The sequence below is a fragment of the uncultured Clostridium sp. genome (assembly GCF_947072515.1).
Taxonomy (GTDB): domain Bacteria; phylum Bacillota; class Clostridia; order Clostridiales; family Clostridiaceae; genus Clostridium.
The window spans coordinates 22458-41556 of the sequence record NZ_CAMTIG010000030.1 but is presented as its reverse complement, the minus strand read 5'-3'; the positions used below and the strand labels follow the sequence as shown (position 1 = coordinate 41556).

Annotated in this window: 18 protein-coding genes; 10 read left to right on the top strand and 8 right to left on the bottom strand. The window is 29.2% G+C overall.

What is annotated here, in order from left to right:
- Nucleotides 1-391 precede the first annotated feature (391 nt).
- The 8 genes from chbG to dnaA form a co-directional block, all read right to left on the bottom strand.
- Nucleotides 392-1132: a chitin disaccharide deacetylase gene (chbG, locus tag Q0W06_RS11950; RefSeq protein ID WP_297635715.1), complete on the bottom strand. Its 741-nt coding sequence runs from the start codon at nucleotides 1130-1132 to the stop codon at nucleotides 392-394.
- A gap of 138 nt (nucleotides 1133-1270) precedes the next feature.
- On the bottom strand, nucleotides 1271-3832 hold the full coding sequence (gene gyrA, locus Q0W06_RS11945) for a DNA gyrase subunit A (protein WP_297635712.1): 2562 nt from the start codon (nucleotides 3830-3832) through the stop codon (nucleotides 1271-1273).
- Nucleotides 3833-3855: 23 nt separating this feature from the next.
- Complete coding sequence (gene gyrB / locus Q0W06_RS11940; protein WP_297635709.1) at nucleotides 3856-5766, bottom strand: DNA topoisomerase (ATP-hydrolyzing) subunit B; 1911 nt, start codon at nucleotides 5764-5766, stop codon at nucleotides 3856-3858.
- A 31-nt stretch (nucleotides 5767-5797) separates the two neighbouring features.
- Nucleotides 5798-6070, bottom strand: coding sequence for an extracellular matrix regulator RemB (gene remB, locus Q0W06_RS11935; protein ID WP_297635706.1), 273 nt, complete (start codon nucleotides 6068-6070; stop codon nucleotides 5798-5800).
- 13 nt (nucleotides 6071-6083) lie between these two features.
- Entirely contained in the window at nucleotides 6084-7169 is a 1086-nt protein-coding gene (recF, locus tag Q0W06_RS11930) for a DNA replication/repair protein RecF (RefSeq protein ID WP_297635703.1), read from the bottom strand.
- Nucleotides 7170-7219: 50 nt separating this feature from the next.
- Nucleotides 7220-7426 carry a S4 domain-containing protein YaaA gene (yaaA, locus tag Q0W06_RS11925; RefSeq protein ID WP_297635700.1) on the bottom strand — a complete coding sequence of 69 codons (207 nt, stop codon included), beginning with the start codon at nucleotides 7424-7426 and terminating at the stop codon, nucleotides 7220-7222.
- An 82-nt stretch (nucleotides 7427-7508) separates the two neighbouring features.
- The gene (gene dnaN, locus Q0W06_RS11920) at nucleotides 7509-8609 is read right to left on the bottom strand and encodes a DNA polymerase III subunit beta (RefSeq protein ID WP_297635696.1); all 1101 of its coding nucleotides are present in this window, start codon (nucleotides 8607-8609) and stop codon (nucleotides 7509-7511) included.
- A gap of 263 nt (nucleotides 8610-8872) precedes the next feature.
- Nucleotides 8873-10234 (bottom strand): chromosomal replication initiator protein DnaA, encoded by a 1362-nt coding sequence (dnaA, locus tag Q0W06_RS11915; RefSeq protein ID WP_297635693.1) that lies wholly within the window; start codon nucleotides 10232-10234, stop codon nucleotides 8873-8875.
- A gap of 538 nt (nucleotides 10235-10772) precedes the next feature.
- Here dnaA and rpmH point away from each other — a divergent pair.
- The 10 genes from rpmH (at nucleotide 10773) to Q0W06_RS11865 (ending at nucleotide 19095) form a co-directional block, all read left to right on the top strand.
- Complete coding sequence (gene rpmH, locus Q0W06_RS11910; RefSeq protein ID WP_297635690.1) at nucleotides 10773-10907, top strand: 50S ribosomal protein L34; 135 nt, start codon at nucleotides 10773-10775, stop codon at nucleotides 10905-10907.
- 61 nt (nucleotides 10908-10968) lie between these two features.
- Nucleotides 10969-11343, top strand: a complete 375-nt coding sequence (gene rnpA / locus Q0W06_RS11905) for a ribonuclease P protein component (protein WP_297635721.1) — start codon at nucleotides 10969-10971, stop codon at nucleotides 11341-11343.
- The gene (gene yidD, locus Q0W06_RS11900) at nucleotides 11315-11524 is read left to right on the top strand and encodes a membrane protein insertion efficiency factor YidD (RefSeq protein WP_297635687.1); all 210 of its coding nucleotides are present in this window, start codon (nucleotides 11315-11317) and stop codon (nucleotides 11522-11524) included. Before rnpA ends, yidD begins: the two co-directional genes overlap by 29 nt.
- A 20-nt stretch (nucleotides 11525-11544) precedes the next feature.
- On the top strand, nucleotides 11545-12339 hold the full coding sequence (gene yidC / locus Q0W06_RS11895; protein ID WP_366516778.1) for a membrane protein insertase YidC: 795 nt from the start codon (nucleotides 11545-11547) through the stop codon (nucleotides 12337-12339).
- 30 nt (nucleotides 12340-12369) lie between these two features.
- Nucleotides 12370-12993, top strand: coding sequence for an RNA-binding cell elongation regulator Jag/EloR (gene jag, locus Q0W06_RS11890; RefSeq protein WP_297635684.1), 624 nt, complete (start codon nucleotides 12370-12372; stop codon nucleotides 12991-12993).
- Between the two features lie 179 nt (nucleotides 12994-13172).
- Nucleotides 13173-14549, top strand: a complete 1377-nt coding sequence (mnmE, locus tag Q0W06_RS11885; RefSeq protein WP_297635681.1) for a tRNA uridine-5-carboxymethylaminomethyl(34) synthesis GTPase MnmE — start codon at nucleotides 13173-13175, stop codon at nucleotides 14547-14549.
- 10 nt (nucleotides 14550-14559) lie between these two features.
- Complete coding sequence (gene mnmG, locus Q0W06_RS11880) at nucleotides 14560-16449, top strand: tRNA uridine-5-carboxymethylaminomethyl(34) synthesis enzyme MnmG (RefSeq protein WP_297635678.1); 1890 nt, start codon at nucleotides 14560-14562, stop codon at nucleotides 16447-16449.
- 15 nt (nucleotides 16450-16464) lie between these two features.
- Nucleotides 16465-17184, top strand: a complete 720-nt coding sequence (gene rsmG, locus Q0W06_RS11875; RefSeq protein WP_297635675.1) for a 16S rRNA (guanine(527)-N(7))-methyltransferase RsmG — start codon at nucleotides 16465-16467, stop codon at nucleotides 17182-17184.
- Between the two features lie 118 nt (nucleotides 17185-17302).
- Nucleotides 17303-18085: a nucleoid occlusion protein gene (gene noc, locus Q0W06_RS11870; protein WP_297635672.1), complete on the top strand. Its 783-nt coding sequence runs from the start codon at nucleotides 17303-17305 to the stop codon at nucleotides 18083-18085.
- A gap of 248 nt (nucleotides 18086-18333) precedes the next feature.
- Nucleotides 18334-19095, top strand: coding sequence for an AAA family ATPase (locus tag Q0W06_RS11865; protein WP_297635669.1), 762 nt, complete (start codon nucleotides 18334-18336; stop codon nucleotides 19093-19095).
- Nucleotides 19096-19099: the final 4 nt, after the last annotated feature.

Below are 19099 nucleotides of genomic sequence, written 5' to 3'. Positions count from 1 at the left end.
GTTTAAGTTTGTTTATATATTATTCTGTTCAATTTTCAAAGACCATTTTTTCCTCATCGCCTCAAGCGACTTCTTTATCTTATCACCGTTCAAACTCTTTGTCAACACCTTTTTTGAAAAACTTTTTTTCGTTTTTCTGAGATGTTTTGTTTGCCTCAGCGACGAGATTTATAATATCATGATATCAAACTTATTGATTTTAAATGCATTCTATTTAGCAACATTATTCTACATTTTCTCTTTTTTTCTGCTATTTTCTTTTTTTTTTATATAAAGATACGCCTGGCAAAGATTATGATTTATTTTCTTTGATTTATAGACTTTTTCAATACTTTTCTTATTTTTTATATTTTAAAAAATAAAAAAGCTGGTTTAAAAACCAGCTTTTTCACTATTTATTCATTATTTCTCCATAGTTTATTAATTTAATCTTGTTTTTTGATATCCATTCTTTTAATTCTATAGATGTTAATATACTTAATTCACCACATCTAGCTAAATTATAAGAACTTTTATCAAGTAAATTCTGATCTATAAATGCAGGATGACACATTACTTCTATTACATCTTCTTTTAAGAGTTCGTCCTCATGGTTTATAAAGTACTCCAATTTACAACCATCATATATAAAATCTTGCTTTAACTTTATATACTCAAAATTTTTATTGTCCCACTTCTGTTCTCTCATTGGAATTCCATATTCCTCTGCAAGCTTTAATGCCACCTTTAAATATTTAGGAATTAAATGAATATGATGATGACTATCTATATGTGTTGGTTTCTTCCCCATTAATTCAATAAACTTATTAATTTGAGTTTTCCATTCACAATAAAGTTCCTCTTCATTTAGTTTTACTTGATAGTCGTACAACAAATCCTTATTATGAAAATCACCATTCTCATCAACTAATGAATTTTTTATTTTTATCAACTGTGGCCCTGCTGTAACTGTTAAGTGAACTCCTACTCCTAATTCAGGATTCTCATTTGCTATTTTTACTGCTTGCTCTGCAAATGGCATATTAACCATTAATGTTGTAGATTTTACTACTCCATCTTTAAATGCTTTTAATATTCCTAAATTTACTCCCTCTGTTAATCCAAAATCATCTGCATTAAATATTACTCTCATTTTTTTATATCCCCCTAAATTTTATAAAGCTAAAAGCTTTTTTAATTTATTTTTTATACCCACTTTATTAATTATAATTTTCTGACCCTATTATGTTAAAAAAAGACTACAAGATTTTTACTTGTAGTCCTTTCAGTTTTATTCTTCTTCGTCTTCTTCCATAGCTCTATTAACTAATTCATCTAATGAACTACTTATAGAATTATCTTCTGAAGTTTCAAAGTCTTTTTCTTCTGTGTTTTCATCTAATAATAATTGCTCATTACCTTCAATATCTTCATCACTACCAGAAATCTTAGCTATAGTAACCACTTGCTCTTCTCCAAGAGTTCTCATCAGTTTTACTCCCATAGCAGCTCTTCCTGTTACTGAAATATCAGATATATTTATTCTAATTGCAACACCATTTGAATTTATAAGCATTAATTCATCTTCTGCTTTGCATACTGTTGCTCCAACAACTTTACCAGTTTTTTCTGTAAGTTTGTAAGTTATTAATCCCTTACCACCTCTATTTTGTACTTTGTACTCTGAAGTTGGTGTTCTCTTACCATAACCATTTTCACTTACTACTAGTAAATCCTCTTCTTGGGTAGCTATATCCATACAAACTGCAACATCATCTTCTTTTAATGTTATTGCTTTAACTCCTGATGCAGTTCTTCCCATAGATCTTACATCTTTTTCATTGAATTTAACAGCCATTCCATTTTGAGTAACAACTATAATATCAGCATCGCCTCTAGTCATCTTAACTTTTAGAAGTTCATCACCTTCTCTTAAGTTAATTGCTATAAGACCATTTTTTCTAAGATTTTTAAATTCTGTTAATTTAGTTTTCTTAACTATACCATTCTTAGTACCCATGAATAAGTATCCACCTTCATAGACATCGTTTATAGTTAAAACTGTTTCAATCTTTTCATCTGCTTCTATAGATATTAAGTTTATGATATTAGTTCCTTTTGCAGTTCTTCCTGCATCCGGTATTTGATATCCTCTCAATTTATATACTCTACCTCTATTTGTAAAGAATAGAACATCTGAGTGAGTTGAAGTAAACATAGCGTGTTCAACAAAGTCATCTTCTTTAGTTGACATAGCTTGAATTCCTTTTCCTCCTCTTTTTTGTGCAGAATAAACATCTGAAGATATTCTTTTTATATATCCTGTATGAGTTAAAGTAATTACTATTTCTTGCTCTTGAATAAGATCTTCAACATCAATCTCATTTGCATTCGCTTCTATAGCTGTTCTTCTCTCATCATTGTATCTTGCTTTTATTTCTAATAATTCTTCTTTGATTACAGAGAATAGTTTTTCTTCGCTTTCAAGGATTGAATTTAAATATGCAATTTCTTTCATAAGCTCATTATATTCATCTTCAATCTTATCTCTTTCTAATCCTGTAAGTCTTCTTAATCTCATATCTAAGATAGCTTGACTTTGCTTATCTGAAAGAGAGAATTTTTCCATTAATGTAGCTTTCGCAATATCTGAAGTTTTAGAATTTCTGATAATTGATATAACTTCGTCTATATTATCTAACGCTATTCTTAATCCCTCTAAAATATGTGCTCTAGCTTCTGCTTTTTCTAATTCAAATATAGTTCTTCTAGTTATAACTTCTTTTTGGAAATTAATATAATGTACTAGAACTTGTTTTAAATTAAGTGTTTGAGGTTCATTGTCAACTAATGCTAACATGTTAACCCCAAATGTATCTTGCATCTTTGTATGTTTATATAAAAGATTTAAAACAACATTTGGATTTGCATCCCTCTTAAGTTCTATAACAATTCTCATACCTTCTCTATCTGATTCATCTCTAAGGTCTGAGATTCCATTTATTTTTTTATCTTTAACTAAATCAGCAATATTTTCTATAAGTTTAGCTTTATTAACTTGATAAGGTAATTCATGAACTATTATTTTATGTCTGTTGTTTTCTTCTTCAATTTCAGCTAAAGCTCTAACAACAACTTTACCTCTTCCTGTTTCATAAGCAGATCTTATTCCTGATTGCCCCATTATTATTCCTGCTGTTGGAAAATCCGGACCTTTTATTACTGACATTAAATCAATTATTTCTAACTCTGGATTATCTATAAGCATTATTGTTCCATCAATAACTTCACCTAAGTTATGTGGTGGTATATTTGTTGCCATACCAACCGCTATTCCTGATGATCCATTAACTAATAGATTTGGGAATCTTGATGGTAATACTGATGGCTCTTTTTCTTCTCCATCAAAGTTTGGAATGAAGTCTACAGTATTTTTACCAATATCTCTAATCATTTGAGCTGCGATTTTATTCATCTTAGCTTCTGTATATCTCATCGCTGCTGCACTATCTCCGTCCACAGACCCAAAGTTTCCGTGTCCATCAACTAGCATATATCTCATAGAGAAATCTTGTGCCATTCTTACTAAAGCATCATAAACTGAAGTGTCACCGTGTGGGTGATACTTACCTAGTACTTCCCCTACTATTCTGGCACATTTTCTATATCCTTTTTCTGGTGCTAAACCAAGTTCATGCATTGAAAAAAGAATTCTTCTATGAACTGGCTTTAATCCATCTCTAACATCTGGGAGTGCACGACCTACAATTACGCTCATAGCATAATCTATGTAGCACTTCTTCATTTCGTTTTTTATATCTACGGGTATTACTTTTCCCTCATTAAAACTCATGTACTTCACCTCATAATTTAGTACTAAACATCTAAGTTACTTACTTTGCTCGCATTTTCTTGAATAAATTCTCTTCTTGGCTCAACCTTTTCACCCATTAAAATAGTAAAAATTTCATCGGCTGACATAGCATCTTCAATTGTTGCTTTTAATAAAATTCTTTGCTCTGGATCCATTGTTGTATCCCATAATTGAGTTGCATTCATTTCTCCTAGACCTTTGTATCTTTGAATGTTTGTTGAATTATCTTTTCCGCCCATTTCTTGTAATGTCCTATCTAATTCATCATCAGAATAAACATACTTATCTTTTTTGTTCTTACTTACTTTATATAATGGTGGTTGTGCTATATAAACGTGCCCACCATCTACTAATTCTCTCATGTATCTGTAGAAGAATGTTAATAATAAAGTTCTAATATGAGCTCCATCAACATCGGCATCTGTCATGATTATAATTCTATTGTATCTTATTTTTGTAATATCAAAGTCTTTTCCTATACCGCCACCAAAAGCTGTAACCATTGATCTTATAGTATCTGAATTTAATATTTTATCTAGTCTTTGTTTTTCAACATTCATAATCTTACCTCTAAGTGGTAAAATTGCTTGGAATTTTCTATCTCTTCCTTGCTTAGCAGATCCTCCGGCTGAATCCCCTTCGACTATATATATTTCACATTCTGCTGGATCTTTTGATGAACAGTCAGCAAGTTTTCCTGGAAGTGATGATCTTTCTAAAACTGATTTTCTTGTTAATTCTCTAGCTTTTCTAGCTGCATCTCTTGCTCTTGCTGCCATTAAAGCTTTATCAATTATAATTTTACCAATGTTAGGGTTTTCCTCTAGGAATATTCCTATACCTTCGCCAACTATTGAATCAACTACTCCTCTAACTTCACTATTTCCTAATTTAGTTTTTGTTTGCCCTTCAAATTGTGGTTCACTTATTTTAACTGATATTACAGCTGTTAAGCCTTCTCTTATATCATCACCTGAAAGATTTTTATCACTTTCTTTTAAATGCCCAAATTTTTTAGCATAATCATTAAATACTCTAGTTAAAGCAGTTTTAAATCCAACTAAATGTGTACCACCTTCAATAGTATCTATATTATTAGCAAAAGAGAATAAATTTTCGTTGTAACCATCATTGTATTGAAGTGCTACTTCAACTAAAATTCCTTCTCTGTCACCTTCAACATAAATAGGCTCATCATGAAGAGGTTGTTTATTTCTATTTAAATATTCAACAAAAGATTTTATACCACCTTCGTATAAGTACTTTTCAATTTTTCCTGTTCTTTTATCTTCTAAAGAGATGTGTATTCCCTTATTTAAGAACGCAAGTTCTCTTAATCTTTGAGATAATATTTCAAAATCATATATTAATTCATCAAAAATCTCTGTATCTGGTTTAAAATAAACCATTGTACCAGAATGATTTGCAGTTCCTATTTGTTCTAAAGGTGTAACTACGTTTCCACGTTCATAAGATTGTCTCCATACAATTCCTTCTCTTGTTACTGTTACTGAACATTTTTCTGATAATGCATTAACAACTGATGCACCAACTCCATGAAGACCACCTGATACTTTGTATCCGCCTCCACCAAATTTTCCACCAGCATGAAGAATTGTCATTATAACTTCAACTGTTGGTTTATGCATTTTAGGATGCATTCCAACTGGCATCCCTCTACCATCATCTTCAACAGTTATTGAATTGTCTTCATTTATGCAAACATTAATATTCTTACAGTATCCAGCTAAAGCCTCATCTATACTATTATCAACTATTTCATAAACCAGATGGTGAAGCCCTCTTGAACTTGTGCTACCTATGTACATCCCTGGTCTTTTTCTAACAGCTTCTAATCCTTCAAGGACCTGTATTTGACTTTCGTCATAACTTTGCTTATTTTCTTCCACCATAGATTCCTCCTATATTTTTATAAATTTGACCTTAGATAAAGGTTTGACTGTTGTAATCTAAACCTGTTCTCTTAGTTAAAGTAGATGATGATATTGGTGATAAATAGATTTTACTCATTTTATCTACTTCTGCTATAACAAAAGATTTTGGTCTATCTTCTGTAATTCTTTCTACGAATCCATCTTCTTCAGCCATCCTTAAAAATTGTATTGTATCTGAACTGTACATTGTATTTTGTAAATCAAAAATACCAATGACATCTTTTATTGGAACTACAACATTTTCTCCTAAATGTAAAAACATAAAGACTCCTCCTCTATATTGAAATTATTCCATCTTTCACTTTAAACAATTTAGAATTATTATCTAAATAATCATCTAAATCCTCTATCCCTGTACAAGTTATTATAGTTTGAATATCTCCAATAGAACTTAATACATATCTTTTTCTATTAAAATCTAACTCCGATAAAACATCATCTAATAACAACACAGGATATTCATTAGTTATCTCTTTTATTATTTTTAGTGATGAAAACTTCATTGTTAAAACAGCAGTCCTTTGTTGTCCTTGTGAGCCGTAACTTTTAGTATCAACATCATTTATAAATACAGAAAAATCATCTCTATGAGGTCCATAAAGTGTGATTCCTTTTTCTACGTCTCTTTTTCTATTCTTTTCTAAAAGCTTATAAAAATTAGCTTGAATATCTTCATAATTTTTTAGAGAAGATATATATCTAAAATCTATTTTTTCTTTACCTGATGTAATATCATTATGTATCTCTACTGAGTGTTTATTTAACTCTTTAAGATACCAAAGCCGTTTTTCTATGATATAGGCTCCAAAAGTAGAAAGTTGCATATCATAGATTTCTAACATGTCAGTATCTACATTTCTATTTTTTAAGATTATGTTTCTCTCATTCATTACTTTATTGTATTGAACTAAATTATAATAATACCTATGATCTAACTGACAAAGTTCCATATCCATAAATTTACGTCTAACACCAGGAGAGTCCTTAATGATTTTAAGGTCCTCTGGTGAAAACATTACAACATTAAAGGTTCCAAAAAGTTCTCCAATTTTAGTTATCTTTACTGAATTAACTTTAATAACCTTTTTACCATCTTTTAAAATATTTATATCTATTTTTTTATCTAATCTATCTCTCGCTATAGATACACTTATAAATGCAATTTCTTCATTCCAATTTATAAGTTCCTTATCTCTAGATGTCCTATGTGACTTAGCAAATGCGCTATAATAAACAGCTTCTAACACATTAGTTTTACCTTGTGCATTGTCGCCCATAAACACATTTACATTTGGACATAAATCTATTTCTAAATTTTCGTAGTTTCTATAATTAATTAATTTTAGCTTTTTTACATACATTTATAAACACCCATTTAATTATAACATAAGAGTGAATTAAAAGCTTTTATTTAGAGAATCTTAAAAACTTCCTCTTCAAACTCAATTACATCACCACTTCTTAATTTTTTACCTCTTTGAGTGCAAACTTCTCCGTTCACTTTAACCATTTCTTCTAAAATGTATATTTTTGCCTCTGATCCTGAAGATGCAGCTCCAGTCCATTTTAAAAATGCATCTAATTTTATATGTTCAGTACTTATTCTTATTTCTTGCATATTTATTCATGAATAAAATAACTATATTTCTATAGTTATTAATGCATATTTATGCATTTTTTATTCACTTTCCTCCTTTTTTTTATCTTACTACCCTTACTGGTAGAACTAAGTATCTATAATTATCGGCCATTTTTCCTTTTATTATACAAGGGGTAACACTTGAAGTCATTTCTAATATAACTTCTTCTTCGTCTAAAGTCTTTAAAACGTCAAGTAAATATCTTGAGTTAAATGCAATTTGTATTTTATCACCTTGCAAATTTATAGAGACTTCTTCCCTAACTTTTCCCAATTGAGAATTAGAACTTAAAACTAAAGTCTCTTCTTCCATATCCATTTTTATTAAATTGTTATTTCCATCCTTAGCCATTAAAGATGCTCTTTCAATTCCATTTTGTAAATCTTGTTTTTTAACAGAGATAGTAATTTTATGTTCTTGAGGTAAAAGTGATCTATAATTTACAAATTTACCTTCAAGTAATCTAGAAATAATTTTTGTTTTATCTAAGTTAAATAAAATATGATTATTAGTAAATGTAATTTGAACATTTGATTCTGTATCTTCTAAAATTTTAGATACTTCGTTTAATGTTTTTCCTGGAATTACAACTTCTACTTCAATATCTGTATCTAAAAATTCTTTTTTAAGTGCAAGTCTATAACCATCAAGTGCAATTAAATTTAAAGTTTTTTCTTTAACTTCAAAAAGAACTCCTTGAAGAATTGGTCTTGTTTCATCTTGAGCAATAGCAAAAGATGTTGATTTTATCATGTTCTTAAGAATATTTTGAGGTACATCAATTTTTAAATCTTCGTTTAAACTTGGTAACTCAGGAAATTCATCAGCATTCATATAACCTAAGTTAAATACTGATTTTTCACAAGTTATTTGTATTGTATCATTTTCTAAAGTTTCTATTTTTATTTCTGAATTAGGTAATTTTCTTATTATCTCTCCAAAGATTTTTGCATCAATTACAACTTTACCTGGATTCTTAACATCTGCTTCTACTATAGTTTCAATACTTACATCAATATCTGAACCAATTAAAGTAAGTGTAGATCCAAATGCATTAATGTAAATACCATCAAGTATATGCATTGTTGTTTTACCAGTTATTGCTTTTTGAACTATTGAAATTCCTTCTAATAGTTTTTGTTTTTCACATGTAAAGATCATTTTAAAATCCTCCTTATTTACTCACAGGTTATTTTTGTTTTTTTATTGTAGGTATATATATATTTTAGTAATAATAGTAGTAGGGCCTGTGGATTTGTTGATAAGTGCTTCAAAGCATTGAAAACACTAAAAATTTTAGAAAAAAATATTGTGGATAAGTAAGTAACTAAATATGTACTTTATCCACAGTTATCAACAGGCAAAAATTTAATTAAGTTTATCCACAGGTTATTAAGCAACAATTATATACATATGTTGATAAACTACCCTTGAGTAATTTTTTTATTTAATTCTTCTATTGTATGTTGAAGACTTTCGTCTCTATTTAAATTATCAGAAATCTTCTCATACGCGTGAATTACAGTGGTGTGATCTCTTCCACCAAATTCTTCACCTATTTTAGGTAATGACATATCTGTTAGTTTTCTACTTAAATACATAGCAATTTGTCTTGGATATGAGACATTTCTAGTTCTTCTTTGAGATTTTAAATCTTCAATTCTTAAATTAAAATAGCTAGCAACTATATCTTGTATTATTTCTATAGTTACATGTTTGCCTTGTTTTTTAGAAATTATATCTTTTAATGCTTCTGAAGCTAAATCTACTGTTATTGCTCTATTAGTTAAAGATGAATAAGCAATTATTCTAGTAAGTGCTCCTTCAAGCTCTCTTATATTAGATTTTATTTTAGTTGCAATATAAACCATAACTTCATTTGCAACACTTAAATTTTCAACATCAGCTTTTTTCTTTAAAATAGCCATACGTGTTTCAAAATCAGGAACTTGAATATCTGCAATCAATCCCCATTCAAATCGAGAACGCAATCTATCTTCTAATGTAGGAATTTCTTTTGGTGGTCTATCAGATGATAGAATTATTTGTTTGTTTGCATCATGTAATGCATTAAAAGTATGGAAGAACTCTTCTTGAGTTCGTTCTTTACCAGCAATAAATTGAATATCATCTATAAGAAGAACATCTATATTTCTATATTTATTTCTAAACTCTTCATTTTTATCATCTTTAATAGCATTAATTAGTTCATTAGTAAATTTTTCAGATGATACATAAACAACTTTTGATTTAGAGTTGTTTTGTAAAATATAATGACCAATTGCATGCATTAAATGGGTCTTTCCAAGCCCTACGCCTCCATATATAAATAGAGGATTATAAGCTTTAGCTGGAGCTTCTGCAACAGCTAATGATGCAGCATGAGCAAATCTATTACTATTACCTATTACAAATGAATCAAATGTATATTTAGGATTTAAGCTTGTAGTTAGATCATCAGCTGGATTTTGATTTTCTTCTGATTTTTCTTTTTTTACTTTAGGATTTGAATTAGTTTCTTCTATAGCATTTATTTCAGATGCTACTAAAAATTCTATTTTATATGTTTTAGCACAGCTTGCTTTAATAGAATTTACAACTAAATCCTTATATCTTTTTTCTAGTATGTCTTGAGTAAAAGTGTTAGGAACACTTATTTTTATTGTTGTGTCAGACATAGATATAGGCTCGCAACTCTTTATCCATGTATTGAAACTTACTTCAGACATTTCACCTTTTATAATATTTAATGTTTTTTCCCATAATTGCTTTAAATCAGAATCCATTTCCTATCCTCCAATCGGATTTCTTAAAAAAATTTTTTTTATTTTTCATATTAAAAATGTAGTTAATAACAGGATATAAACAATGTTATTAACATAGCACATATTGAGTAAATTTATGTATAGAAAATTATCCACATGTTAATAATTATGTTGATATTGAATTTTATAGAAAGTTATCCACAGGGTTAGATAAATGAGATATACACAAGGAATAACTAGGTAAAATTTAGATTAAATCAATAAAAACATATGGATTTTTTTTAATTTTATAAGATAAGCAACAAGTTATCAACAGAATTATGCACAGCTGTGGATAACTTAGAACTAATAACAAATTATCAACAATATATTTATTATGATAACATAAGTAGATAGAGGGATTCAATAAGTTATCCACAAAAAACAACTCTAAATTTATTATTTATCAACATATATCCTTATTCTTGACAGAATAGATACGTGTATATATAATGGTAAGGTAAAAAGAAAAGTATAATTATTTTTCTATAATAAAAAAATCGAAGGGGGTGTAGTGTAAATGTTCATGACATACCAACCTAAAAAAAGACAAAGAAAAAAAGAACATGGTTTCAGAAAAAGAATGAAAACTAAAGCTGGAAGAAACGTTCTTAAAGCAAGAAGACAAAAAGGTAGAAAAAAATTAACAGCATAAGGGCCGCAATTAAGTGGCCTTTTTTCTACAATTTAGTAGGAAAAAGGAGTATGAATTATTGATGATATACAAGATAAGAAAAAATAATGAATTCAGACTCGTTTATAGAAGAGGAAAATCTTTAGCTAATGATCTATTAGTATTATATATATTTAAAAATAGAAAAAATAAAGATAAGGAAAACGTATCTTTAAATAAAATTGGAATTTCGGTAAGTAAAAAAGTCGGTAATAGTGTCGTTAGGAGCAGAAGTAAGAGATTAATACTTGAAAATTATAGACTAAATGAAATAGATTTTAAAAAGGGTTATGATTTTGTTTTTGTTGCGAGAACAAAACTTAAGGATAAAAATTTTCATGATGTAGAAAAGTCAATGCTGAATCTGTTTAAGAAGGCAGGTCTATTAAATGAAGAAAATCGTAATAATGTTAATTAAGTTTTATAGACGGGGGATATCACCTATGTATACACCTTGTTGTAAGTATAGACCAACATGTTCCGAATATGCCCTTCAAGCCGTAGAAAAATATGGTGCTATTAGAGGAAGTTTAATGGCAATTTGGAGAATATTGAGGTGTAATCCTTTCAGTAAGGGCGGGTATGATCCTGTGAAATAAATATGGGAGGAAAATTTTAAATGGAAAAAGTGTTTCAGCCAATAATAAATATTTTTGTAGTTATATTTGAAGCAATACATAGATTTATAACTACAATAGGCATACCTAACACAGGAGTAAGTTATGTTTTAGCAGTTATACTGTTAACAGTCATAATTAAGACATTGGTTTTACCATTTAGTATTAAATCGGTTAAATCAACGAGAAAAATGCAAGAATTTCAACCTATGATAAAGAAGGTTCAAGAGAAATATAAAGGGGACCCTCAAAAAGCTAATATGGAAGTTATGAAAATATACAAGGAAAACAATATCAGTATGACTGGTGGTTGTTTACCAATGTTAATTCCACTTCCAATATTGATGGCACTATATTATACATTTATGGCACCATCATTATTACAACAAATTAATGGGTTAAGCTTTTTATGGATTCCAAACTTAGCATTACATGATCCGTTATACATTTTACCAGTTTTATCAGCTGTATTTACGTTTATTCCATCATACTTGATGACTAAATCTAATCCTGCTGGAGATGCTGGTGGTATGAATATGATGCCTATGAATATCGGGATGTCTATAATGATGGGAGTTATCTCATTAAAATTCCAAGCATTACTTGTTATTTATTGGGTAACTAGTGGATTATATCAATTAATTCAAACGTACTTCTTAAATGTTAAACCAATGCAAAAGCAAAAAGCTGAACAAGAAGCTAAGGAAGAGAAGATGGAAGGCTCAAAGGATAAGTTTGGTCTTTTAGAAAGTCTTGAAGAATCTAATGGTTCTAAAAAGAAGAAAAAGAAAAAATAATTCTTAAGTGAGAGTAGGTGTCTAGGGCAGATGAAATTTATTGAAACAACAGGTAAAACAGTAGATGAAGCTTTAGAAAAAGCATTGAATGAGCTTAATGTATCTAAAGAAAAGGTTATAGTTGATATTTTAGAAGAAGGATCTAGAGGCTTTTTAAGTATAATAGGATCTAAACCTGCTAAAATAAAAGTAACAGTTAAATATGATTATATACATGAAGCAAGAGTGTTTACACAAGATCTTTTAACTTCAATGGGTGTTGAAGCAAACATTGATATTACTGAGGAAAAAAGTGCAATAAAGATTAACCTATCAGGTAAAGAGATGGGGATGATAATTGGATATAGAGGTGAAACGTTAGACTCGATACAATATTTAATATCTTTAGTTGTAAATAAAAATCCTGAAGAAAACTATAAAAAAGTTATTTTAGATACAGAAAATTACAGAGCTAAAAGAGAAGAGACTCTGAAAAGAGTTGCTTTAAAAACAGCACGTAAGGTTATGAGAACTGGTAGGCCATTTAAGCTTGAACCTATGAATCCTTATGAGAGAAGAATAATACATGCAGCACTTCAAAATGAAAAAGGAATTTCAACTTATAGTGAGGGGGAAGACCCATATAGAAAGATTGTAGTTGCATTAGAGAAATAGAAGAGAAGAAAGCCTTTTTAAAGGCTTTCTTTTTTTTGAAATAGAGTGATTTATAGCTTTGACTTATTCATTATATTTCTGTAAAATTGATATTAGTTTGTGGGATTCGAATGTTTATAAATCAAAAGAATAATACATAATTAAAATATAGAAAGATTAGCACTTAAGGAGGTTAATAAATGAAAGAGTTTGATACTATTTGTGGTATAGCAACAGCCCAAGGTGAAGGTGGAATTGCTATTATAAGAGTTTCAGGTGCTAAGGCGTTAGAGATTGTAGGAAATATTTTTAAAGCAAAGAATGATTTTGATATAAAAAATATGAAAACATACACTATGAAGTACGGAAACATAGTTGATAAAACTGGAGAAATAATAGATGAAGTTATTATAAGTTTTATGAAAGGCCCTAGAAGCTTTACAGCTGAAGATGTCATAGAAATAAATTGTCATGGTGGAGTTATTTCTACTAATAGAGTTTTAGAAGAGGTAATAAGAGCTGGAGCAAGACTTGCAGAGCCAGGTGAATTTACTAAAAGAGCATTTTTAAATGGAAGAATTGATTTAAGTCAAGCAGAAGCGGTTATTGATATCATAAGAGCTAAGACAGATTTAGCTATGAAATCAGCCATGATGCAAAGTACAGGGAAACTTTCCCAGAAAATAAATAAATTAAGACAATATCTTTTAAATGTTTTAGCATTAATTGAATATGCTGTTGACTTTACAGAGGATGATGAGGAACCAGATGAAACTATTCCTGTAAGAGTTGGAGAGGGATTAGATAGTGCAATTACAGATATGGAGAAGCTTTTAAAAGGTGCAAATGAAGGAAAACTTATAAGAGAAGGTTTAAAAATGACTATAATAGGTAAACCAAATGTTGGAAAATCATCTCTTATGAATGCATTACTTGAAGAGCAAAGAGCTATAGTAACGGATATACCAGGAACAACTAGAGATGTAATTGAAGAGTTTATAAATCTTGATGGTATACCTGTTAAAATAACTGATACTGCAGGAATTAGAGAAACTGAAGATGTAGTTGAAAAAATTGGAGTTGAGCGTTCTAAAGAGAAATTAGAAGAGGCTGATTTAGTAGTTCTAATGTTAGACACATCAAGAGGTTTAGATATAGAAGATAAAGAAATAATAGAGGCTGTTAAGGATAAAAATACTATTGTTTTACTTAATAAAGTGGATTTAGATGGAAAATTAGATAGAAGCGACTTAGAAGGCTTTAATAATGTTATAGAAATATCTGCAAAAACAGGCTTTGGAATAGAAGATTTAAAAGCTAAAATTAAGGATATGTTCTTTAGTGGTAAAGTTGATAATGAAAGTTTAATTATTTCTAATAATAGACATAAACAAGCGCTTATAAGAGCATTAGAAAATTGTGAAATTGCAAAAGATAGATTAGAAAAGAATGAATTCCTAGATTTAATATCAATCTATGTAACTTCAGGAATGAAATCACTTGGAGAAATAACTGGTGATGAACTTGAAGAGGATTTAGTAAATAAAATATTTAGCGAATTCTGTTGTGGAAAGTAGGAGGAAACAAATGAGATACAACGGTGGAGAATACGATGTTGTAGTTATTGGTGGAGGTCATGCTGGATGTGAAGCGGCACTTGCTTCAGCTAGAATGGGTTTAAAAACATTAATTTGTACAATTAATTTAGAATCAATAGGAATGATGCCTTGTAATCCTAATATTGGAGGAACAGCTAAGGGGCATTTAGTTAGAGAAATTGATGCATTAGGTGGAGAAATGGGAGTTAATATAGATAACACATTTATTCAATCAAGAATGCTAAATACATCTAAAGGACCAGCTGTCCATTCTTTAAGAGCACAAGCTGATAAACTTGAATATCAAAAAAGAATGAAGAGAGTTTTAGAGAATGAAGATAATTTATATATAAGACAAGTAGAAATAGTAGATTTAGTAATTGAAGATGGAAAAATTAAAGGTGCTGTATCTAAGAACGGTGCTATTTTCGATTGTAAGGCTGTTATATTATGTACTGGAACATATTTAAAGGCTAAGATAATAATCGGTGATGTGAGCTATGCTGGAGGTCCAAATGGATTATCAGAAGCTAAAGATTTATCTCAAACATTATTAGATTTAAATATAGAGCTTAGAAGATTTAAAACAGGAACTCCTGCAAGAATTCATAAGAGATCTGTAGATTTTTCTAAAATGATAGAACAACCAGGTGATGATAGAATAGTTCCATTTTCATTTATGCATGATAATGTAGATAAAGAACAAATATCTTGCTATTTAACTTATACAAATGAAAATACTCATAAAATAATAAATGAAAATATAGGAAGATCACCTATATACAATGGAACAATTAAAGGTGTAGGACCAAGATATTGTCCATCAATAGAAGATAAAGTTATGAGATTCCCAGATAAGGGTAGACATCAAATCTTTGTTGAACCAGAAGGAACAGATACTCAAGAATTATATATTGGAGGATTATCATCATCATTACCAGAAGATGTTCAATTAAAAGTTATAAGAACTTTAGATGGATTAGAAAATGCTGAAATGATGAGAGCAGCTTATGCTATAGAATATGATTCAATAAATCCACTTCAATTAAAGCCAACTCTTGAGTTTAAAAATATAGAAGGACTTTATGGAGCAGGACAGTTAAATGGAAGTTCAGGATATGAAGAGGCAGCATCACAAGGGCTTGTAGCAGGTATAAATGCAGCATTAAAGATAAAAGGTGAAGATCCGCTTATCTTAACTCGTTCTGATGCTTATATTGGAGTGCTTATAGATGATTTAGTTACTAAGGGAACTAATGAACCATATAGAATGATGACTTCAAGAGCTGAATATAGATTATTATTAAGACAAGATAATGCTGATTTTAGATTAACTGAAATCGGACATAACGCTGGATTAGTAAATGAGGAAAGATATAATAGATTCCTTGCTAGAAAAGCTAATATTGAAAATGAATTAGAGAGATTAAAAAATCTTCAAATAACTAATAAAACTGAAAATAATGAGTTCTTAGAAAGCTTAGAGTCAGCAGCACTTAAAAAGCCAAGTAGACTTTATGAGCTTATAAAGAGATCAGAACTTGATTATTTCTCTTTAGCACCATTAGATTTAGAAAGACCAGACTATGATTATAGTGTTGGAGAGCAAATAAATATAATAGCTAAATATGAAGGATATATTCAAAGTCAATTAGAGCAAGTAGCTCAATTTAAGAAGTTTGAAAAGAAAATATTACCTAAAGATATTGATTACTATGACGTAAAGGGATTAAGAACAGAAGCTATGCAAAAACTAACCAATGTAAGACCAGTTAGTATAGGGCAAGCGTCAAGAATATCAGGAGTATCACCAGCGGATATATCAGTTTTATTAATATACTTAGAAATAGGATACGGAAAAAATAAAGAAAATAACTAAGTCTTAGGAGGACATATGGAATTTTATAATATAATGAAGGTTGCAGCTGATGAAGTTTCAATGGAATTTAACGAAGATAAATATGAGAAGTTTATTAAATACATGAGACTTACACAAGAGTGGAACCAAAAAATAAATTTAACAGCTATAACAGAAGATGATGAGTTTATAAAGAAACATTTTATAGATTGTATAAAAGCTTTTAAAAGCGAAGAACTTAAAAATGCTAAAACTATAATAGACGTAGGAACAGGAGCAGGTTTTCCAGGTCTTCCTATAGCTATAATGAATGATGATGCAGAAATAACATTATTAGATTCTTTAAATAAGAGAGTTAACTTCTTAAATTTAGTAGTTAAAGAACTTGGATTAAAGAATGTAGTAACAATTCATTCAAGAGCTGAAGATGGAGCAAGAAAGAAAGAATTAAGAGAACAATTTGATGTTGCTACATCAAGAGCTGTTGCGAATATGGCAGTACTATCAGAATTCTGTCTTCCTTATGTAAGAGTGGGTGGATATTTTGTAGCATTGAAAGGCCCAGCTATTGAAGAGGAATTAAAGGATAGTAAAAATGCTATAGGAACTTTAGGTGGAAAGCTTGCAAGAGTTGATGAAACTATTGTAGAAGGAACAGATTTAAATCATAATATTGTTGTGGTACAAAAAGTAAAAGAATGTCCTAAAACATATCCAAGAAAAGCTGGAAATGTAACAAAAAAACCAATTAAATAGAACAACAAAATAGATATAAAAGAATAGATAACCCTTTTTAAAAAAAGGGTTATAATAAAATAAATGGAATTTTATGTAATATAAAAATGGGGATTTTATAAGGGATGGGTTACGAAGAATGAATAATGAAATAATTAAGATTAGTGTAAAAGAGATAATTCCTAATGCATATCAACCTAGAAAGTATTTCAAAGAAGAGGCATTAGAAGAGTTAGCAGAATCGATAAAAACTCATGGAATAATTCAACCAATAACAGTGAGAAGAAGAGGCGAAATTTATGAATTAGTTGCTGGAGAGAGAAGATGGAGAGCAGCTCAATTAGCAGGTTTAATAGAAGTTCCTTGTACTGTTATTGATATAAATGATTGTCAATCAGCAGAGATTGCACTTTTAGAAAATTTGCAACGAGAAGACTTAAATTTTATCGAAGAAGCAGAAGCATACTATAATTTAATAAATGATCATAATTTTACACAGGAACAGTTAGCAAAACGAATGGGAAAAAAACAATCCACAATTGCTAACAAATTAAGACTGCTTAAATTAGATTTAGAAGTTAGACAGCTATGTGTGGATAACTTTTTAACTGAAAGACATGCAAGAGCATTATTATCTGTGGATGATTTAAAATTACAAAAAAAGATTTTAAATAATATAATCAAGGATAAATTAAATGTAAGACAAACGGAAGAGCTTATAAATAAAGAAATGCTAAAAATTGCAGGGAAAGAATTAAGTGGGAAAAAGAAGCCTAATATAAAATCAGCATTTCCTGCAAAATTATATGTTAATAGTATAAAGCAAGTTTTTGATAAATTTAATATTCCAGCTAAATATGATACTGAGGAAAAAGAAGATTATATAGAGATAAAAATCAAAATTCCAAAAGTAAAAAAATAATTAGAAATATCTCCTTAAAAGATTTACTAATTTTAGTAAAGTTTAAGGAGTTTTTTATGTATAAAATAAGAATAAACCGATTTTATTATTGAACAAAATTAGATAATTATATTATTAAAAAATATTCTATTATAAATTTCTTAAAAAACGCTATTTTAAAGGTTTTTAGCTTTTATTATCGAAAAAAAATATATATAATATTAATTATGAGAGGGGGTGTAGGGCTCTAATAACGAAAGGAGCTAATTATGAAAACAATTTGCGTATTTAATCAAAAAGGTGGAGTAGGAAAAACAACAACAAACATTAATTTATGTTCATACCTTGCAATGGCTGGATATAAAGTTTTAACTATTGATATAGATCCACAAGGAAATACTACTAGTGGGTTAGGTATAGATAAAAGAAACTTAGAAGCTTCAATGTACGATGTAATAACTTCAGATGCTTCTTTAAGCGAAGTGATTATACATAGTGATTTGATAAGTAATCTTTATATTGCCCCATCCACAATGGAACTTGCTGGTGCAGAAGTAGAAGTTATTGGCAAGGAGAATAGAGAAGGAATTTTAAAAGAAAAAATAGAAGAAGTTAGTGCAGAATTTGATTTTATATTTATAGACTGTCCACCATCTTTAGGTGTTCTAACTATAAATGCATTATCAGCTAGTAATTCTGTTTTAATTCCTATTCAATGTGAATTTTATGCACTAGAGGGTGTTGGGCAACTTATAAATACGATAAAATTAGTTACAAGATCTTTAAATACTAATTTAGATATTGAAGGGGTTGTAATGACTATGTATGATTATAGGACTAACCTTAGTAATGAAGTTTATAAAGAAGTAAAAGCATTCTTCGAAGATAAAGTGTATGAAAGTACTATACCTAGAAATATAAGATTGGCTGAATCACCAAGCTTTGGATTACCTATAATGCTTTATGATGAAAAGTGTAAAGGTGCAGAAGCTTATTCAAAATTAACTAAAGAGTTTTTAAAAAGACAATAATGAA